General features: G+C 67.1%; 17 protein-coding genes and 2 riboswitches. Of the genes, 4 read left to right on the forward strand and 13 right to left on the reverse strand.

All coding sequences use genetic code 11. From position 1 onward, the window contains the following. Positions 1 to 44: 44 nt before the first annotated feature. The 3 genes from AC5P56_RS01900 to AC5P56_RS01910 form a co-directional block, all read right to left on the reverse strand. Positions 45 to 461, reverse strand: a complete 417-nt coding sequence (locus tag AC5P56_RS01900) for a hypothetical protein (protein WP_049408667.1) — start codon at positions 459 to 461, stop codon at positions 45 to 47. Between the two features lie 3 nt (positions 462 to 464). Continuing rightward, the gene (locus AC5P56_RS01905; protein WP_134809355.1) at positions 465 to 896 is read right to left on the reverse strand and encodes a nuclear transport factor 2 family protein; all 432 of its coding nucleotides are present in this window, start codon (positions 894 to 896) and stop codon (positions 465 to 467) included. A gap of 144 nt (positions 897 to 1,040) precedes the next feature. After that, positions 1,041 to 1,316 carry a GIY-YIG nuclease family protein gene (locus AC5P56_RS01910; protein WP_111206764.1) on the reverse strand — a complete coding sequence of 92 codons (276 nt, stop codon included), beginning with the start codon at positions 1,314 to 1,316 and terminating at the stop codon, positions 1,041 to 1,043. A gap of 40 nt (positions 1,317 to 1,356) precedes the next feature. Further along, positions 1,357 to 1,446: riboswitch (glycine riboswitch) on the forward strand. A gap of 13 nt (positions 1,447 to 1,459) precedes the next feature. Next, a riboswitch (glycine riboswitch) is annotated at positions 1,460 to 1,565 on the forward strand. Positions 1,566 to 1,647: 82 nt separating this feature from the next. Between AC5P56_RS01910 and AC5P56_RS01915 the strand changes: the two genes are divergently transcribed. Then, positions 1,648 to 2,265 carry a trimeric intracellular cation channel family protein gene (locus AC5P56_RS01915; protein WP_005411215.1) on the forward strand — a complete coding sequence of 206 codons (618 nt, stop codon included), beginning with the start codon at positions 1,648 to 1,650 and terminating at the stop codon, positions 2,263 to 2,265. Between the two features lie 262 nt (positions 2,266 to 2,527). Here AC5P56_RS01915 and AC5P56_RS01920 read toward each other — a convergent pair whose 3' ends face one another. From AC5P56_RS01920 to AC5P56_RS01950, 7 genes are all read right to left on the reverse strand, one after another. After that, on the reverse strand, positions 2,528 to 3,601 hold the full coding sequence (locus AC5P56_RS01920; RefSeq protein WP_134809357.1) for a 3-deoxy-7-phosphoheptulonate synthase: 1,074 nt from the start codon (positions 3,599 to 3,601) through the stop codon (positions 2,528 to 2,530). A 294-nt stretch (positions 3,602 to 3,895) separates the two neighbouring features. Beyond that, positions 3,896 to 4,153: a hypothetical protein gene (locus AC5P56_RS01925; RefSeq protein ID WP_014038658.1), complete on the reverse strand. Its 258-nt coding sequence runs from the start codon at positions 4,151 to 4,153 to the stop codon at positions 3,896 to 3,898. A 90-nt stretch (positions 4,154 to 4,243) separates the two neighbouring features. Continuing rightward, on the reverse strand, positions 4,244 to 4,582 hold the full coding sequence (locus AC5P56_RS01930; protein WP_134809356.1) for a DUF6616 family protein: 339 nt from the start codon (positions 4,580 to 4,582) through the stop codon (positions 4,244 to 4,246). Positions 4,583 to 4,630: 48 nt separating this feature from the next. Then, a complete protein-coding gene (locus AC5P56_RS01935) occupies positions 4,631 to 5,371 on the reverse strand; it encodes a DNA alkylation repair protein (protein WP_014648587.1) in 741 nt (246 codons plus the stop codon). Then, positions 5,368 to 5,868 (reverse strand): MarR family winged helix-turn-helix transcriptional regulator, encoded by a 501-nt coding sequence (locus AC5P56_RS01940; RefSeq protein WP_111206766.1) that lies wholly within the window; start codon positions 5,866 to 5,868, stop codon positions 5,368 to 5,370. The genes AC5P56_RS01935 and AC5P56_RS01940 overlap by 4 nt, the downstream gene beginning before the upstream one ends. Positions 5,869 to 5,940: 72 nt before the next feature. Next, a complete protein-coding gene (locus AC5P56_RS01945; protein WP_014648589.1) occupies positions 5,941 to 7,239 on the reverse strand; it encodes a sensor histidine kinase in 1,299 nt (432 codons plus the stop codon). A gap of 32 nt (positions 7,240 to 7,271) precedes the next feature. Further along, entirely contained in the window at positions 7,272 to 7,979 is a 708-nt protein-coding gene (locus AC5P56_RS01950) for a response regulator transcription factor (protein ID WP_014648590.1), read from the reverse strand. A gap of 106 nt (positions 7,980 to 8,085) precedes the next feature. Here AC5P56_RS01950 and AC5P56_RS01955 point away from each other — a divergent pair, with 106 nt between their 5' ends. Together AC5P56_RS01955 and AC5P56_RS01960 are read left to right on the forward strand one after the other, a co-directional pair. Beyond that, positions 8,086 to 9,015, forward strand: a complete 930-nt coding sequence (locus tag AC5P56_RS01955; RefSeq protein WP_241887574.1) for a retropepsin-like aspartic protease — start codon at positions 8,086 to 8,088, stop codon at positions 9,013 to 9,015. Positions 9,016 to 9,082: 67 nt separating this feature from the next. Next, positions 9,083 to 10,246 (forward strand): serine hydrolase domain-containing protein, encoded by a 1,164-nt coding sequence (locus tag AC5P56_RS01960; protein WP_069117774.1) that lies wholly within the window; start codon positions 9,083 to 9,085, stop codon positions 10,244 to 10,246. A gap of 92 nt (positions 10,247 to 10,338) precedes the next feature. Here AC5P56_RS01960 and AC5P56_RS01965 read toward each other — a convergent pair whose 3' ends face one another. The 3 genes from AC5P56_RS01965 to AC5P56_RS01975 form a co-directional block, all read right to left on the reverse strand. After that, positions 10,339 to 10,950 carry a DUF6445 family protein gene (locus AC5P56_RS01965; protein ID WP_032958237.1) on the reverse strand — a complete coding sequence of 204 codons (612 nt, stop codon included), beginning with the start codon at positions 10,948 to 10,950 and terminating at the stop codon, positions 10,339 to 10,341. Between the two features lie 134 nt (positions 10,951 to 11,084). After that, positions 11,085 to 12,734, reverse strand: coding sequence for a chaperonin GroEL (gene groL, locus AC5P56_RS01970; RefSeq protein ID WP_005411226.1), 1,650 nt, complete (start codon positions 12,732 to 12,734; stop codon positions 11,085 to 11,087). An 81-nt stretch (positions 12,735 to 12,815) separates the two neighbouring features. Beyond that, positions 12,816 to 13,103, reverse strand: a complete 288-nt coding sequence (locus AC5P56_RS01975) for a co-chaperone GroES (RefSeq protein ID WP_005411227.1) — start codon at positions 13,101 to 13,103, stop codon at positions 12,816 to 12,818. A 311-nt stretch (positions 13,104 to 13,414) separates the two neighbouring features. On the opposite strand from AC5P56_RS01975, the gene AC5P56_RS01980 reads away from it, so the two are divergent. Continuing rightward, positions 13,415 to 15,205, forward strand: a complete 1,791-nt coding sequence (locus tag AC5P56_RS01980) for an endonuclease (RefSeq protein WP_014648594.1) — start codon at positions 13,415 to 13,417, stop codon at positions 15,203 to 15,205. Positions 15,206 to 15,239: the final 34 nt, after the last annotated feature.

The following is a 15,239-nucleotide window of genomic DNA, read 5'->3' on the forward strand; positions in this document are numbered from 1 at the left end:
ACCCCGTCAACAAACATGGAGCGCCATCCACGCATGGCGTGGATCTACTTCCGGCAGAAGTCCTCCTTCCTCGCGGTGTCCGCAATCTGCGCGGTACTCCAATGCCGGGTGATCCAGATCGCCAACGCGGTGCTGCTGAGATGCCAGCGCAGCATGCCGCGCCGAGGTTGCCGCCACAGGTGGCGCCGGGCAATCCAGAAGGCCTCCCGCTCCACTTCAGGCACCTTGTTCTTCATCCCGTCCTTGTCGAAGAACTGGGCGGTGAAGCGCCAGGGGTTCATCGGCTGGTATCCCGCCCGTGGCTCACCGCTGCACGCAGCCACACCACTGGGCGCGCGGTCGGCCGGCTTCGGCCGACCGTCCACCAATGCCAGCCCGAGCAGATACAGCAGGCCAGGCAGCAGCGCGATGCCGGCGACCAGCACGACGACGGAGATCCATGCGTTGCCGGCGGCACGCATCGCTCAGTGCGCCTTCGGTTTCGGGTACCACAGTGCGTTGACGATGACCCAGCGCTGGTCGAAACGCCCCATGTGGAAGTAGTCGACGAACCACGGGGTTTCCAGCCGCACCGAGGCCGCGTTGCCGGTCACGTCCAGCACCGTGCAGCGGCGATCCCATTGATCCTTCGGGGTCTTCAGCGCGCCCTGTTTCGTCAACGAGACCAGCTCTTCCTTCGACATCCGGCGCAGGCCCAGGCGCTCGTCGGGTGTATCGCCGAGGACCGCGCGCTTGGCCAGGTCCGGGTGCAGCGAACGGGCGACGCGCTGCGGATCGGCCTCCAGCTGGCCATCGACGTGGTCGTGGCAGGTGGCTTCGATGGCCGCGATCGTGGCGGGGTCGGCGGCAGGGCTCGTTGCTGCGGAGAGAGCGAATAGCAGGGCGATCGTGGACATCCGGGTCTCCAGCTCTGGGCGCGGGGCGATCATCGCATGGACCGGGTAGCCCATCCACGCAGGGCGTGGATCTACTGTAGAGCCGAGCCCGTGCTCGGCTCCCGCATCGGGCAGACGGAACAACAGCCGAGCGTGGGCTCGGCTCTACAGAAGCGCAGGATCCGTTGCCTGCAGCCAGGCCAGCTTGCGTTCGCGGGGCTGCTGCTTGAGTTGCCACTCGGCCCGCGAGGCGGCGGCCCGGTCCGGGTATTCGCGCACGGCCAGCACGCGCAGCGGCGGCCGGGCCCGGGTGTAGCGCGCGCCCTTGCCGGCCTGGTGGGCGGCGAAACGCGCCTCCACATCGGTGCTGATGCCGGCGTAATAGCTGCCATCGCGGCATTCGAGCAGGTACAGGAACCACGGGCGGACGGACGAGGCCATGCCTGGATTATGCCGTGCTGCACTGCAGCGGATATACTGGCACCCGAATGCAGGAGAGAGGCGCCGCGCTGGCGCCCGCCGAAGGCGCAGGCTCCCATGATCGCTCAGGCCGGTGGGCTGGAATCCCACCAACCATGCATTCGACTCGCCGAGCTGGAGAGAGGTCACCGGGCATGCCCGGGGCGATCCGCCGAAGGGGCACGCGGCCCATGCCGCTGAACTCTCAGGCAAAAGGACAGCGGGAGCGGCACCGGTCATCGTCATCCCGTCATTGCGCAGGCAGTGGCGGTGGTCGCGCATGGCCGGCCCCACCGCGCCCGGAGCCTGTCCCATGCTGCTGTCCATCATCTACCTGATCGCCATTTCCGCCGAAGCCATGACCGGCGCACTGTCCGCCGGCCGCCGCCGCATGGACCTGTTCGGCGTGGTCATGATCGCCTGCGTCACCGCCCTCGGGGGTGGTTCACTGCGCGACATCCTGCTCGGCCACTACCCGCTGGGCTGGGTGAAGCACCCCGAGTACCTGGGCTTCACCGTGTGCGCGGCGCTGATCGCCACCTGGGTGGCGCGCTGGATGCACCACTTCCGCCGCACCTTCCTGGTGCTCGACGGGCTGGGCCTGATCGCCTTCACCCTGATCGGCTGCTCGATCGCGCGCGAAGCCGGCCATGCAATGCCGATCGTGCTGATCGCCGGCATGCTGACCGGCGCGTTCGGCGGGGTGCTGCGCGACATCCTCTGCAACGAGGTGCCACTCATCTTCCAGAAGGAGCTGTACGCGATCATCGCGCTGCTGACCGGCGCGGCCTATCTGTTGCTGCTGCACTGGGGCGTGGCCGATGCCACCGCGATCCTGTGCTGCCTCGGCGGCGGCTTCGCGTTGCGCCTGCTGGCGATCCACTACCGCTGGGAAATGCCGAAGTTCGTGTACCACGACGAAGTGCATTGAGCCTCTTCGTAAAGTCGAGCCATGCTCGACTGCTCTTTGCAGGAAACCAACGCGCTTCGCGCGCAGGTCGGGCATGGCTCGACGCTACAGGAAGCGGTATCACCACCCCGGCGATGTACCTGGCGCTGTCGCTCATGCGCAGCGCCAGGCGCATCGCCGGTGCAGATGGGCCGGCCTCCAACTCCGACCGGCCCTGATCGCGGCCGCACCCCCGCAGGCGCTGGCCGCCATCCACACACGTGCCGCACTCAGGCGGCTTCGATCAGGCTGCTTCGGACACCTTCACGTCGCGACGGGCGCGCACGGCCGCAGCCAGACGCTCCAGCACCGTCACGGTGGTGTCCCAGTCGATGCAGCCATCGGTGATGCTCTGCCCGTAAACCAGCGGCTGGCCTTCCACCAGTTCCTGGCGGCCACCGACCAGATGGCTCTCGATCATCACGCCAACGATGCGCTGTTCGCCGTCTTCCAGCTGAACAACAATGTCTTCGATCACCTTCGGCTGGTTCTCGGGGTTTTTCAGGCTGTTGGCGTGGCTGGCGTCGATCATCAGGCGCGTCGGCAGCTTGGCCTTGGCCAGCACCTGGCAGGCGTCGGCGACGCTGCCGGCGTCGTAGTTCGGCTGCTTGCCGCCACGCAGGATCACATGGCAATCCGGATTGCCGGTGGTCGACACGATGGCGGTGCCGCCCTGCTTGGTGACCGACAGGAAGTGATGCGGGTTGGACGCCGCACCCACCGCGTCAGCGGCGATCTTGACGTTGCCATCGGTGCCGTTCTTGAAGCCGACCGGGCACGACAGCCCCGAGGCCAGCTCACGATGCACCTGGCTTTCGGTGGTACGCGCGCCGATCGCGCCCCACGCCACCAGGTCGGCGATGTACTGCGGCGAGATCACATCGAGGAATTCGACACCGGCCGGCAGGCCGAGCTTGTTGATGTCGCGCAGCAGGCCGCGTGCGATGCGCAGGCCCTTGTCGATCCTGAAGCTGCCGTCCAGGTCCGGGTCGTTGATCAGGCCCTTCCAGCCCACCGTGGTGCGCGGCTTCTCGAAGTACACACGCATGACGATTTCCAGTTCGCCGGCCAGCGCGTCGCGCAGCGGCTTCAGGCGCTGGGCGTATTCGATGGCGGCCTTCGGGTCGTGGATCGAGCACGGGCCCACCACCACTGCCAGGCGGTCGTCACGGCCGTGCAGGATCTGGTGCAGGGCCGCGCGCGAGGCGCTGACGGTGTCGGAGGCTTCATCGTCACAGGGCAGCATCGCCAGCAGCTGGGCAGGCGGTGTCAGCGGTTCGATGGTGCGGATGCGCAGGTCGTCGGTGTGCGGGGGCATTGCAGGAGATCTCCGGAACGTTGGGGTCCCCAGCGTGGCGGCATGAAAAAAGCCGCCAGGTTCGCTGGCGGCTTTCGGGAATGCGTCTGAAGCTTTCTTCAGGATGAGCGCAGTCCTTCCTCCGCCAGTGGCTTCGGAAAGTAATACCAGTAAAAGCGGGTGGCGGCTGCGTTCATGGGGTGTATTGATAGCACAGCTTTTGCGCAGTGCAAAATGTTTCATCCGCAACCGCGGGTGCGGTTCAGCGAGGCGCGCGCCGGCGCTGCCCACGCGGCAGCAGCCACGCAAAGCCGCTCATTTGCCATGCACTTCCACGTCCAGCAACAGGCCTTCGTGGATGTCGGCCCAGCGCTCCAGCACGCGGTCCAGCTCCTGCCTGGCCTCGTCCAGCTGCTCGGGATTGAGCAGGGAACGGGCGGTGTAGAGGTCGGAGACCAACCGCCGCAGGGCCGCCTCCGGGATGGCCACCGACGGCCCTTCCCGCCCCGGCAACTGCAATGCCGGGCTGTCGCCAAGCGGGCCGAACAGCGTGACCTGGAGCGTGCTCTGCATGATCAACTTCCCTGCGGATGGACATGGGCAATGTCCTGTTTACCGCGTCCGGGTGACAGGCGCATGTGCCATGCGCGTACGGAGACGCTGCTACAAGGCGGCCAGGTCGGCAAGGTGCTGCCCCATCCCATCGTCTGCGCCGACGGCGTTGACGGTGGCGAAGTACTGATGCCAACCGGTGGCGGCAATGCCGGCCACCAGCGCATCGGCGTCCGCGCGGCTTGCACAGCGCCAGACCGCATAGAACTGCTCATCGCTGCCGTGCTGTACGCCCCTGGCAATGCGGCCCATCGCCAGCAGTGTGATGCGGACCGGATCGAACTGCTGCATGCCTGCACCGATACGGGCGAAGAAGGCATTCCGCTGCTCGGGCTGGAGCGTGGTCCAGGCGGGGGTGGCGGTATAGAGCTCGATGAAGGTGTGCGACATGCTGCTTCTTCCTTGAAGGTTTGGGGGGTTGCCGGCCAGCGGCCGGCACTACCGGAGCGAGCGCATGGCGCGTTTGCGGATGTAGGCATTGGCATCACCAGGGTGCTGCTGTTGCCAGCGCGCGCACAGCGCACGCAGCCACTGCGGCTGTGTCTTGCCGGCATCATTGAGCCAGTTGCCGACCGAGTCCTGCACATAGCGCTCCGGGTCGTCGGCGAGTGCTTCCAGCATCGCCTCTGCAAGTTCCGGCTGCCGCTTGAACAGCGCGACATGTGTGGCCCACACGCCGCGCGGGCGCAGCGCTTCGCAGGCGAAGCGGCGCAGGTACGGCGATCCTTCCTGCGTCCATGGTTGCAGGTACTCCAGCGCCTGCAGTGGTGCGGCAACAATGTCGGCACGCAGCGCCAGCCACGCCCATTCGCGCACGCCGAAGTGCGGGTCGTCAGCCAGTGGCCGCATCGCCTGCAGCTTGGCCGGCAGCGTCGCGTCGGCGTCGCCGCCGATCAGGTAGCAGGCCCAGCCACGCACCGTGTCTGACGCATGCGCCTGCCAGCGCGCAGGCTCCCCCTGTCCGGCTTCGTGCAGCAACCGCGCCGCCAGCGCCATGCGCTGGGTGATGCCCTTGCCTGAGGCATCGCGCATGCATTGCAGCGATTCCGGCTCAAGGGCAGGCGCCACCACCTGCAGCAGCGCGGTGAAATCCACGGCCAGGCATTCGGCCAGATGGGTGGCAGCAGCGCTGCCACTGTTGAGTGCATGCAGCCTTTGCGCAGGAACGGGCGTGCTCATGCTGCCGATTCCCGCCCGCCGTCCGTGTGCTGCCAGACCTTGTGCAGCAGCTGCGACAGCTGCTGCTGTTCACCCGCATCCAGGCCGTCGAACAGGCCGCTGATCCATTGCGTGTGCTGCTCGAACAACGACTCGGCCAAGCGCTTTCCCGGTGCGGTCAATACGATCTGCAGACGGCGGCCATCCCCGTCATCGCTGCGACGCTGCAGCAGGCCTTCACGCTGCAGGCCATCGAGCAGGCCGCTGATGGTGGCACGGGTCACGCCGGCACGCTCGGCCAGCAGGTGCGGCGGCAGCGTGCCACCGGCCCCGTGCAGCAGGAACAGCACGACGAAGCGGCCCTCGCTGAGCCCATGCGGTGCCAGCCGCGCGGCGCAGTCGCGATCGATCGACGAGGACAACGAGAGCAGCTGGAAGCACAGGCGCAGTTGCGCGATGTTGGCGTGGCCGCGTCGCTGCGATTCCTCCAGAAGGGCCTGATGCTTGGCTTCGATCATCTCACGAACGCGATATGGTTAGGCGCCTAATCATATCACCGGATAGCCGCTACCTGTAAATCACAGCCGATATCAGGGGAGCTTTCCCAGCAGCAGGCGCGCGATCAGCCCGCCACCCTCGCGGTGCAGCAGCTGCAGTTCGCCTGCGTGACGCCTGGCCACGTTGGCGGCCATGGCCAGTCCCAGCCCGGTCCCACCGGTAGCGCGACTGCGCGAGCTTTCGCTGCGCTGGAACGGTTGCAGCAGGCGGACACGATCAGCTTCGGCGATGCCCGGCCCGCGATCCATCACATCCAGCTGCACCCCATGTCCCCACACGGCGACATGCAGCTCCACGGCGCCCGCGTAACGCTCGGCGTTGTCGATGAGATTGTCGACCGCGCGCCGGAGCAGCAGCGCATCGCCATGCCACGGCAGCGTATCCGGGCACTGAAGCGAAATGTCGACCCCGCGCAGCAGCGCCCCTTGCAGGCATTCCTGCAGCAGGGCAGCCAGATCCAGCGAGCGCATCTGCAAGGGCTGCAGCTCGCCGCGTGCATAGTCCAGCACCTGCTCGATCATCGCGTCCATGCGTTCGATGTCCGCCACCATCCGGGCGGCCTGTGGTGCGGGAGCGAACTCGGCGCGCAGGCGCAGGCCGGTCAGGGGCGTGCGCAGGTCATGCGCCACTGCCGCCAGCATATGGGTCATGTCCTGTGCCTGGACCCGCAGGCGTTCGCGACCGGTGCTGATCGCGGCGGCCAGCATCTGCACTTCGCGTGGGCCATCGTCGGGCAATGGCGACTCGGCCTGCAGGTCGACGCGTGCGCTCGCTTCGGCCAGGCGCCGCAGCGGGCGCCCCAACCGGATCGACGCCCACGCCGCCAACGGCGCCAGCAGGATCGCACCGCCCAACAGGGCGAGCATCACCTGGCGGCGCCAGGCCGCCAGGTCACTATGGTCGCTGCCGACCACCCGCCAGCGGCCGTCGGCCTGGCGCATCCCCAGTTCAAACGGCGGCCACTGCATCGCGGTCAGCAGCGCGGCCTGTGATTTCAGCACGCCAGCACGACCGGAGGCGTCCAGTACCGCGCCACCCTCGATGACCTGCACATCGGGCGCCCTGCCCTGCCCCGTCCATGCCAGGCGTACATCCTCGGCCGGCATGCCCATCTGCGCGGCCGCCAGCTGCGCGAGCCAGTCGCTGGCGCTACCTTGGGGGGGCGCGTCCTGCGTCGCCCTGCGCAATCCCAGTGACGCCGGCGCCTGTTCCCCACGCAGTACCTGCATCGCATGGTCCAGCCGCATCGGTGGCGGCGCGGGCCGGGGCATCCAACCCACCACTGCAACGCTGGCCAGGGTTGCCAGCAGCAGGCTGGCCAGCGCCAGCATCGCGATCCAGCGAGTGGTCGACCACCGGCTGCTCACAGCACCTGTACCTCAGCGTCGAAGCGATACCCTTCCCCGCGCAGTGTCTGCACGAGGGCTTCTGCCCCGGACGCGGCCTGCCCGAGCTTGCGGCGCAGGCGGCTGATCGCGAGGTCAATGGCACGGTCCACGCTGTCACTGGCTTCTCCGCGACTCAACTGCAGCAGCTGCTCACGCCCCAGCACCCGCCCGGGACGTTCGGCCAGCGCCAGCAACAGGGAAAACTCGCCACGACTCAGCACCAGCTCGGCACCGTCCGGTGCGAACAGGCGACGCTGGTCGGGCAGCAATCGCCAGCCATCAAACCGCAGTTCGCTGGCCACCTGCGTGCGCAGCTTGTCCTGACGGCGCAGCAGTGCGCGTACCCGCGCCAGCAGTTCACGCGGATCAAAGGGTTTGGCCAGGTAGTCGTCCGCGCCCATCTCCAGGCCGATCACGCGGTCCGGTGCAGCCCCCATCGCCGACAGCATCAGGATCGGGATCGCCCTCGCCTGCAGCCTGCGGCAGACCGACAGCCCATCCTCACCGGGCATCATCCAGTCGAGGATGATCAGGTCCGGTCGTTCGGCCTGCAGCAGCACGTCCAGTGCCGCCGCATCCGCCGCCAGGCGTACCTGGTAGCCGTGCAGCAGCAGGTGGTCGGCGATGGCGTCGCGGATGCTGGCATCGTCGTCGACGACGATGACACGGATGGGAGTACTCATTCGGACAGTATCCAGCACCTGTGTATCAGGACGGTATCAACGCCGATATTCCGGCGATACGCCGCCGTGCGCCAATGGTCACCCACGATCACTGCGGAGTCTTCCCTTGCGCCTCTTCCTGTTGCCCCTGTTCGCCGCTCCCTTGCCTGCGCTCGCCTCCAACGCCGCCGCGCACATCCTGCCGATGTGGATGCAGGGCGGTCATCCGGCGGTGGCCGTCTCGCTGGACGGGCGCGCCGAACCGCTGCGCTTCGTGGTCGACAGTGCCGCCGGGGCAACGCTGGTCGATGCCCGCGTCGTGCGGCGCTATGGCCTGGAGGATGCGGATGCAGAGGTATCACAGGCGCAAGGGGCGAGTGCAGCTTCGGCGCGGTTGCAGCGCATGCGCAGCACGTCCTGGCAGCTGGGCAGCTGGCAGCTGCAGGCCGAAGCCATGAACGTCGATCTGTCATCGTTGCCGAAGGATGATGATCCAGCCATCGACGGCTTGATCGGCAACGATCTGACCGGGCGCTGGGACACCCGTTGGGACTTCGGCCGCAATCAACTGGCGCTGTGGACACCCGGCGGATTGAACCTGGAAGGACCGGGTTGCCAGCCCAATGCGCTGCCCGGCCGCACTGGCGGCCTGCGCCAGTTCGGCTTCATCACGCTTGCACTGGGCGCGCCTGCGGTGGACGCCATCGCCGTGGTCGACACCGGTGCCGCACAGACCGTCCTCAACGCCGAAGCCGCCCGCGCACTGGGGCTGCGCACCGACGGCAGCGACGCGCGGGTGCGGGTGCGTGAAAAGGGCACCGAAGGCCTGGGCGGCGGCAAGCAGGCAACCTGGCTGTACACCCTGCCCGGCATGACCGGCGGCGGCTGGCAGCACCCGTCGATGGAGGTCCGCATCAGCGAACTGCCGGTGTTCAAGGCGATCGGCCTGGAGGGCCGGCCGGCGCTGATCCTCGGTGCCGATGCAATGCGCGGCGGCCAGGTGGACATCGGTGCCGGCGCGGCGCGGATCTGCCTGCGCCGGCCGCAGGCCGGCTGACATCTGGCGATGACGCCAGCGGCAGCCCGGCGTAGCATCACCGTGCGCCCCACCAGGAGTTCCACGCATGTGCCGTGCCACCCTGATGTTGCTGACGCTGCTCCCGCTGGCGGTACTGGCCGCGCCGCCACCCGTGCCCTCGCCCACTCGCATCGATGCCGAAGCACGGCGGCTGATGCAGGCGGCCCATGCGCGCGGGATGGCGCTGGCGGTGATCGATGACGGCAAGGTGGTGCATGTGGCCGCCTACGGTGAACGCAACGCCGCAGGCGAGCCGCTGCGCACCGACACCGTGATGTATGCCGCATCGCTCACCAAGATGGCCTTCGGCCACCTGGTCGCACAGCTGGCGCAGGACGGGGTGATCGATCTGGATGCCAGCATCGCCACAGCTCTGGACGTGCCGCTGCCAGACTACCCGCCCGAACCGAAAAAGTACGCCGACTACAGCGTGCTGGCGAGTGATGCACGCTGGCGCCGGCTCACGCCCCGAAAGCTGCTGAATCACGCCAGCGGCTTTGCCAACTTCGGCTTTCTCGAACCGGATGGCCGGTTGAAGTTCCACTTCGAGCCCGGCAGCCGCTACGGCTATTCCGGCGAGGGCCTGATCCTGCTGCAGTTCGTGATCGAACGTGGGCGACTGGGCGAGGATGTGGGTGCGTTGATGCAGCAGCGCGTGTTCGATCGCTTCGGCATGGCGCGCACCAGCATGTCGTGGCGCGCGGATTTCGCCGGCAACCTGGCCGATGGCTGGACCGTCGAAGGCAATACAGAGCCGCACGATCAACGCAGCCGTGTGCGGGCGGCAGGATCGATGGATACCACCATCACCGACATGGCCCACTTCGCCGCCGGTTATGTGCGCGGCGATGGGCTGTCTGCGGCAATGCGCAGGGAACTGGTGCGGCCGCAGCTGCCGATCACCACCGCCAGCCAGTTCCCAACGCTGCAGCCGGAGCTGCCCGTTGCGCAGCAGCACCGGGATCTGGCCGCGGGCCTGGGCGTGGTGACCTTCCGTGGCCCCCAGGGTGCAGGCTTCTACAAGGGCGGCCACGACGATGCGGTCGGCAACACCCTGGTGTGCATCGAGCGGCACAAACGCTGCGTGGTGATCCTGGGCAACGATGTACGGGCCGAGGCCACCTTCCCGGCACTGGTGGCGTTCGTGCTGGGTGATACCGGCGTGCCATGGCAGTGGGAATACGGCGCGGCGAAGGCCTTCGTCGAATGAAGGCGCGATGATCCCTGGGCGGGGAGTGCGGAGGGATGGGAGCAACCATGCATGGCGTGTGGATCCACCTCACGCGTGGATGCCTGCTCCGCTCAGCGCGCCTGCTCGAAGAACATCAGGTACACCAGCCGGCCATTCTCCGGGCGGTCGCCGAACGCTGGCCCGGCGGTATGCCAGAACCAGGGCCGCAGCAGCACCAGCCGGTTGAAACGCATCGGGATGCGCATGGTCATTTCCCACTGGCTGTCGTCGTTGCTGTCGCGCTCGATGATGTCACGATGCATGTCGCCGCCGTTGGCATAGCCCAATGCGGCCAGCTCCGCTGCATCCAGGGCCATGCGCTCGGTGCCGGTACGGCGGTGGCGGAAGAACTCGGTGCCGCCCTCGCAGTGCTCCGGTGCACTCAGGTAGAGGATGCCCGACCAGTGCGAGTGATCGGCGTGCACCTTGGCGCGGCCGGTGTCACCGGCCAGGGTAAGGCGGAACTTGCCATGCGACTGCAGTGGGTTGACCGGCCGCAGCGGTTCGTTGACCAGCCGCGAGACCGCGCCGGACAGCCCATCCAGTTCCAGCCGCTGCTGCGAATTGCGGCCGGGGAATGCACCCTCCTGCACCGGATAGGTCAGGCCCAGCGCCGCCTGGCGCAGCCCCTGCGCATCGGCAGGAGAAAGGAAGTCGTCGACGACGATGAAGGAGGTAGGCATGGCCACCGAGCGTAGCGATGCGCTGCTGCGGCGGCAACCGGGCAACGAAAAACCCCGCCTTGCGGCGGGGTTCTTCCTTGCATCGGGAGGGCGTGCCGACCAGGGTCGGCAACGACCGCCCGGGGGACGTGGACTTAGAAGTCCATGCCGCCCATGCCACCCATGCCGCCCATGCCACCGGCGCCACCCATGGCCGGCTCGTCCTTCTTCGGAGCTTCGGCAACCATGGCTTCGGTGGTGATCATCAGGCCAGCGATCGAGGCGGCGTTCTGCAGCGCCGAACGGGTCACCTTGGTCGGGTCCAGGATGCCGAACTGCAGCATGTCGCCGAACTCGCCGGTGGCGGCGTTGTAACCGAAGCTGCCGGTGCCTTCCTTGACCTTGTTGATGATGACCGACGGCTCGTCACCGGCGTTGGCCACGATCTCGCGCAGCGGGGCTTCCATCGCGCGCAGGGCGATCTGGATGCCGTGGTTCTGGTCTTCGTTGGCGCCCTTCAGGCCGGCCAGCGCGGTGATCGCGCGGACTAGGGCAACGCCGCCGCCCGGAACCACGCCTTCTTCAACGGCCGCACGGGTCGCGTGCAGGGCGTCGTCGACGCGATCCTTCTTTTCCTTCATTTCGATTTCGGTCGAGGCGCCGACCTTGATCACGGCAACACCGCCGGCCAGCTTGGCCACGCGTTCCTGCAGCTTCTCGCGGTCGTAATCCGAGGAGGTGTCCTGGATCTGGGTCTTGATCTGCGCCACGCGTGCATCAACGTTGGCCTTGTCGCCGACGCCGTCGATGATGGTGGTGTTCTCCTTGGAGACCTGCACCTTCTTGGCGCGGCCCAGGTCCTTGATGGTGGCCTTCTCCAGCGACAGGCCGACTTCTTCGGAGATCACGGTGCCGCCGGTCAGCACGGCCATGTCTTCCAGCATCGCCTTGCGACGGTCGCCGAAGCCCGGGGCCTTGACGGCCACGACCTTGACGATGCCACGGATGGTGTTGACCACCAGGGTGGCCAGCGCTTCGCCTTCAACTTCCTCGGCCACGATCAGCAGCGGCTTGCCGGCCTTGGCGACGCCTTCCAGCACCGGCAGCAGGTCACGGACGTTGGAGATCTTCTTGTCGTGCAGCAGGATGAACGGGTCATCCAGGTCAGCGGTCTGCGACTGCTGGTTGTTGATGAAGTACGGCGACAGGTAGCCGCGGTCGAACTGCATGCCCTTGACCACGTCCAGCTCGTTGTCCAGGCCCGAGCCTTCTTCAACGGTGATGACGCCTTCCTTGCCGACTTCCTTCATCGCGTCAGCGATGATCTGGCCGATCGACTCGTCCGAGTTGGCCGAGATGGTACCGACCTGGGCGATCGCCTTGTCGTCGGCGGTCGGCTTGGAGATGTTCTTCAGCTCGGCGACGGCGGCCGAGACGGCCTTGTCGATACCGCGCTTGAGGTCCATCGGGTTCATGCCGGCGGCAACGGCCTTGGCGCCTTCGCGGATCAGGGCCTGGGCCAGCACGGTGGCGGTGGTGGTGCCGTCGCCGGCATCGTCGTTGGTGCGCGAAGCAACTTCCTTCACCATCTGCGCGCCCATGTTCTCGAACTTGTCAGCCAGTTCGATCTCCTTGGCGACGGAGACGCCGTCCTTGGTGATGGTCGGCGCGCCGAAGCTCTTTTCCAGCACGACGTTGCGGCCCTTCGGGCCCAGGGTGGCCTTGACGGCATTGGCGAGAACGTTGACGCCGCGCACCATGCGCGAACGGGCGTCTTCACCGAAACGAATATCCTTGGCAGCCATTGCATTTACCTCATTGGTAGCGCCGGACGATGCCCGGCGGCTGGGAGTTTGGGATCAGGTTGAAACAGGTCGCGCCGGGGCTCAGCCGATGACGGCGAGCACGTCGTCTTCGCGCAGGACCTTGTATTCGACGCCTTCGCTCTTGTACGAGCTGCCGGCGTACTGGCCGTAGATGACCTTGTCGCCGACCTTCAGCGACGGCGCGCGCACGTTGCCGTTGTCCAGCGGCTTGCCGGGGCCGACGGCCACGACCTCACCCTTGGTGGACTTTTCCTTGGCCGAGTCGGGGATGACGATGCCACCGGCGGAGATTTCGTCGGCTTCGATCGGCTTGACCACAACGCGGTCGTGCAGCGGCTTGATGCTCATAGGAGACCTCTTAAGTGATTGATTGGTCTAAAAAAGTCCGGCGATGTTAGCACTCACCCCAGGCGAGTGCCAGAACCGCACGTGAAGAAACCCGACAACGTCGGGAGCAGGGCAGAGATGGAGCCCCGCCGCCCCCTTTCAAGGGCGGAATGAAAAAATTTTTCCGCCCGCGCGCCTCGGCCAAGGCGTCGGGCTTGGACAATTTCGGTGACAAGCGTCGCACTGTCAGATATCTGACGTTCATTTACGACAAAGTGTCACTGGATCGGCCTTAGGCTCGGTCAGGCATTCCCAATCACAAGGAGTAGTCGATGCGATTGCTGTCCCCGCTTGCCGCCGCCTGCCTGCTGGCACTGGCCGCCGCGCCGGCCCAGGCCGAGGTTTTCATCAACGAACTGCACTACGACGACAGCACCGCCGCCGGTGACGTCGGCGAAGCCATCGAAGTGGTCGCCACCGCCGGCGAGGACCTGTCCGGCTACCGCCTCTACCTCTACAACGGCAGCAATCCTTCGGCGGCCGCGGTCTACGCCAACAACCCGGTCCCGGCCGGCACCGCCGCCGGCTGCGGCAGCGCGACCATCGCCGTGGTCAACTACCCGACCAACGGCATCCAGAACGGCCCCAACGACGGCATCGCCCTGGTCGATGCCAGCGGCAAGGTGGTCCAGTTCCTCAGCTACGAGGGCGCCATCACCGCCTCCGGTGGCCCTGCCGCCGGCATGACCAGCCAGAACATCCCGGTGGCCGAGACCAACAGCACGGCCGCGGGCACCTCGCTGCAGCTGACCGGCAGCGGCAGCCAGTACACCCACTTCACCTGGGCCGAGTCGGCCAGGCAGACCTTCGGCAGCTGCAACAACGGCCAGACCTTCAGTGGCGGCGGAACCCCGGGCCCGAACACACCGCCGTCGGTCTCCACCACCACCCCGGCGCAGGGCAGCAGCACCTTCCCGGCCGCCGCCGACCTGGAAGTGGTGTTCAGCGAGACGGTGAACCTGGCCAGTGGCGCCTTCGCCCTGAGCTGCGGCACCTCCGGCAGCGTGCCGTTGACCTTCCCGGCCAGCGGCCGCAGCGTGAAGCTGTCCACCAACACTGCGCTGGTGGCCGGTGAGGCCTGCCGCTTCGACATCCGCGCCGCGCGCATCACCGACCTGCAGGGCGCGCACCCGGCCGCCGACAGCCGCATCGCCTTCACCGTGGCCAGCACCGGCGGCAATCCGGACCCGGGCAACCCGGGCGTGCCGGCCGGCTATTACTCCAAGGTCAACACCAGCAGCCCCAGCCAGCTGCGCTGCTCGCTGCATGCCACCATCAAGGGCCACACCGCCTACCCTTACAGCGGCTCGGGCACCAGTACCTGGACCATTCTGGAAATCGCCGACGAGGATCCGAACAATTCCGGCAGGATCCTCGATGCATATCGCAACCACAGCTACGCCAAGGTGACCGATCGCGCCGGCAGTGGCAGTGGCCTGAAGTACAACCGCGAGCACACCTGGCCGAACTCGCTGGGCTTTGCCACCACCACCGGTGACAAGGGCCTGCCGTACGCGCCGTATACCGACACCCACATGCTGTACCTGACCGACGCGCAGTGGAACGCCGACCGTGGCAACAAGCCGTTCGGCAAGTGCGACGCCAACTGCGGCGAGCGCGCCACCGAGGCCAACAACGGCCAGGGCGGCGGCAGCGGCGGCTATCCGGGCAACTCCAACTGGGTGCGCACGCCGGACGGCAACACCGGCACCTTCGAGGTGTGGGGCAAGCGCAAGGGCGACATGGCGCGTGCGGTGATGTACATGGCGATCCGTTACGAGGGCGGCAAGGATGCGGCCACCGGCCAGTCCGAGCCGGACCTGGAGCTGACCGACGACCGCAGCAAAATCGTCAAGACCAGCAGTTCGCCGGCCTACATGGGCCTGCTGTCCACGCTGATCGACTGGCACCTGTCCGATCCGCCGGATGATGCCGAGCGTGCGCGCAATGACGTGATCTACAGCTTCCAGGGCAACCGCAACCCGTTCATCGACCACCCCGAGTGGGCAACCCCGGCCCTGTTCACCTCGGCCAAGCCGGCCACCTGCCAGCTGGCCAACTGACCGCGCAACGCAGCGGTCCACTGCCGCCGCCCGG

Source organism: Stenotrophomonas sp. YJH_SMC_131 (assembly GCF_059367975.1).

What these genes read in the sequence shown, in the direction of transcription:
- AC5P56_RS01910 (WP_111206764.1), bottom strand. Translation starts at nt 1,316, where the DNA reads ATGGCCTCGTCCGTCCGCCCGTGGTTCCTGTACCTGCTCGAATGCCGC.
- AC5P56_RS01975 (WP_005411227.1), bottom strand. Translation starts at nt 13,103, where the DNA reads ATGAGCATCAAGCCGCTGCACGACCGCGTTGTGGTCAAGCCGATCGAA.
- AC5P56_RS01930 (WP_134809356.1), bottom strand. Translation starts at nt 4,582, where the DNA reads ATGTCGCACACCTTCATCGAGCTCTATACCGCCACCCCCGCCTGGACC.
- AC5P56_RS01920 (WP_134809357.1), bottom strand. Translation starts at nt 3,601, where the DNA reads ATGCCCCCGCACACCGACGACCTGCGCATCCGCACCATCGAACCGCTG.
- AC5P56_RS01965 (WP_032958237.1), bottom strand. Translation starts at nt 10,950, where the DNA reads ATGCCTACCTCCTTCATCGTCGTCGACGACTTCCTTTCTCCTGCCGAT.
- AC5P56_RS01950 (WP_014648590.1), bottom strand. Translation starts at nt 7,979, where the DNA reads ATGAGTACTCCCATCCGTGTCATCGTCGTCGACGACGATGCCAGCATC.
- groL (WP_005411226.1), bottom strand. Translation starts at nt 12,734, where the DNA reads ATGGCTGCCAAGGATATTCGTTTCGGTGAAGACGCCCGTTCGCGCATG.
- AC5P56_RS01935 (WP_014648587.1), bottom strand. Translation starts at nt 5,371, where the DNA reads ATGAGCACGCCCGTTCCTGCGCAAAGGCTGCATGCACTCAACAGTGGC.
- AC5P56_RS01900 (WP_049408667.1), bottom strand. Translation starts at nt 461, where the DNA reads ATGCGTGCCGCCGGCAACGCATGGATCTCCGTCGTCGTGCTGGTCGCC.
- AC5P56_RS01940 (WP_111206766.1), bottom strand. Translation starts at nt 5,868, where the DNA reads ATGATCGAAGCCAAGCATCAGGCCCTTCTGGAGGAATCGCAGCGACGC.
- AC5P56_RS01905 (WP_134809355.1), bottom strand. Translation starts at nt 896, where the DNA reads ATGTCCACGATCGCCCTGCTATTCGCTCTCTCCGCAGCAACGAGCCCT.
- AC5P56_RS01925 (WP_014038658.1), bottom strand. Translation starts at nt 4,153, where the DNA reads ATGCAGAGCACGCTCCAGGTCACGCTGTTCGGCCCGCTTGGCGACAGC.
- AC5P56_RS01980 (WP_014648594.1), top strand. Translation starts at nt 13,415, where the DNA reads ATGCGATTGCTGTCCCCGCTTGCCGCCGCCTGCCTGCTGGCACTGGCC.
- AC5P56_RS01915 (WP_005411215.1), top strand. Translation starts at nt 1,648, where the DNA reads ATGCTGCTGTCCATCATCTACCTGATCGCCATTTCCGCCGAAGCCATG.
- AC5P56_RS01960 (WP_069117774.1), top strand. Translation starts at nt 9,083, where the DNA reads ATGTGCCGTGCCACCCTGATGTTGCTGACGCTGCTCCCGCTGGCGGTA.
- AC5P56_RS01945 (WP_014648589.1), bottom strand. Translation starts at nt 7,239, where the DNA reads ATGCTGGCGCTGGCCAGCCTGCTGCTGGCAACCCTGGCCAGCGTTGCA.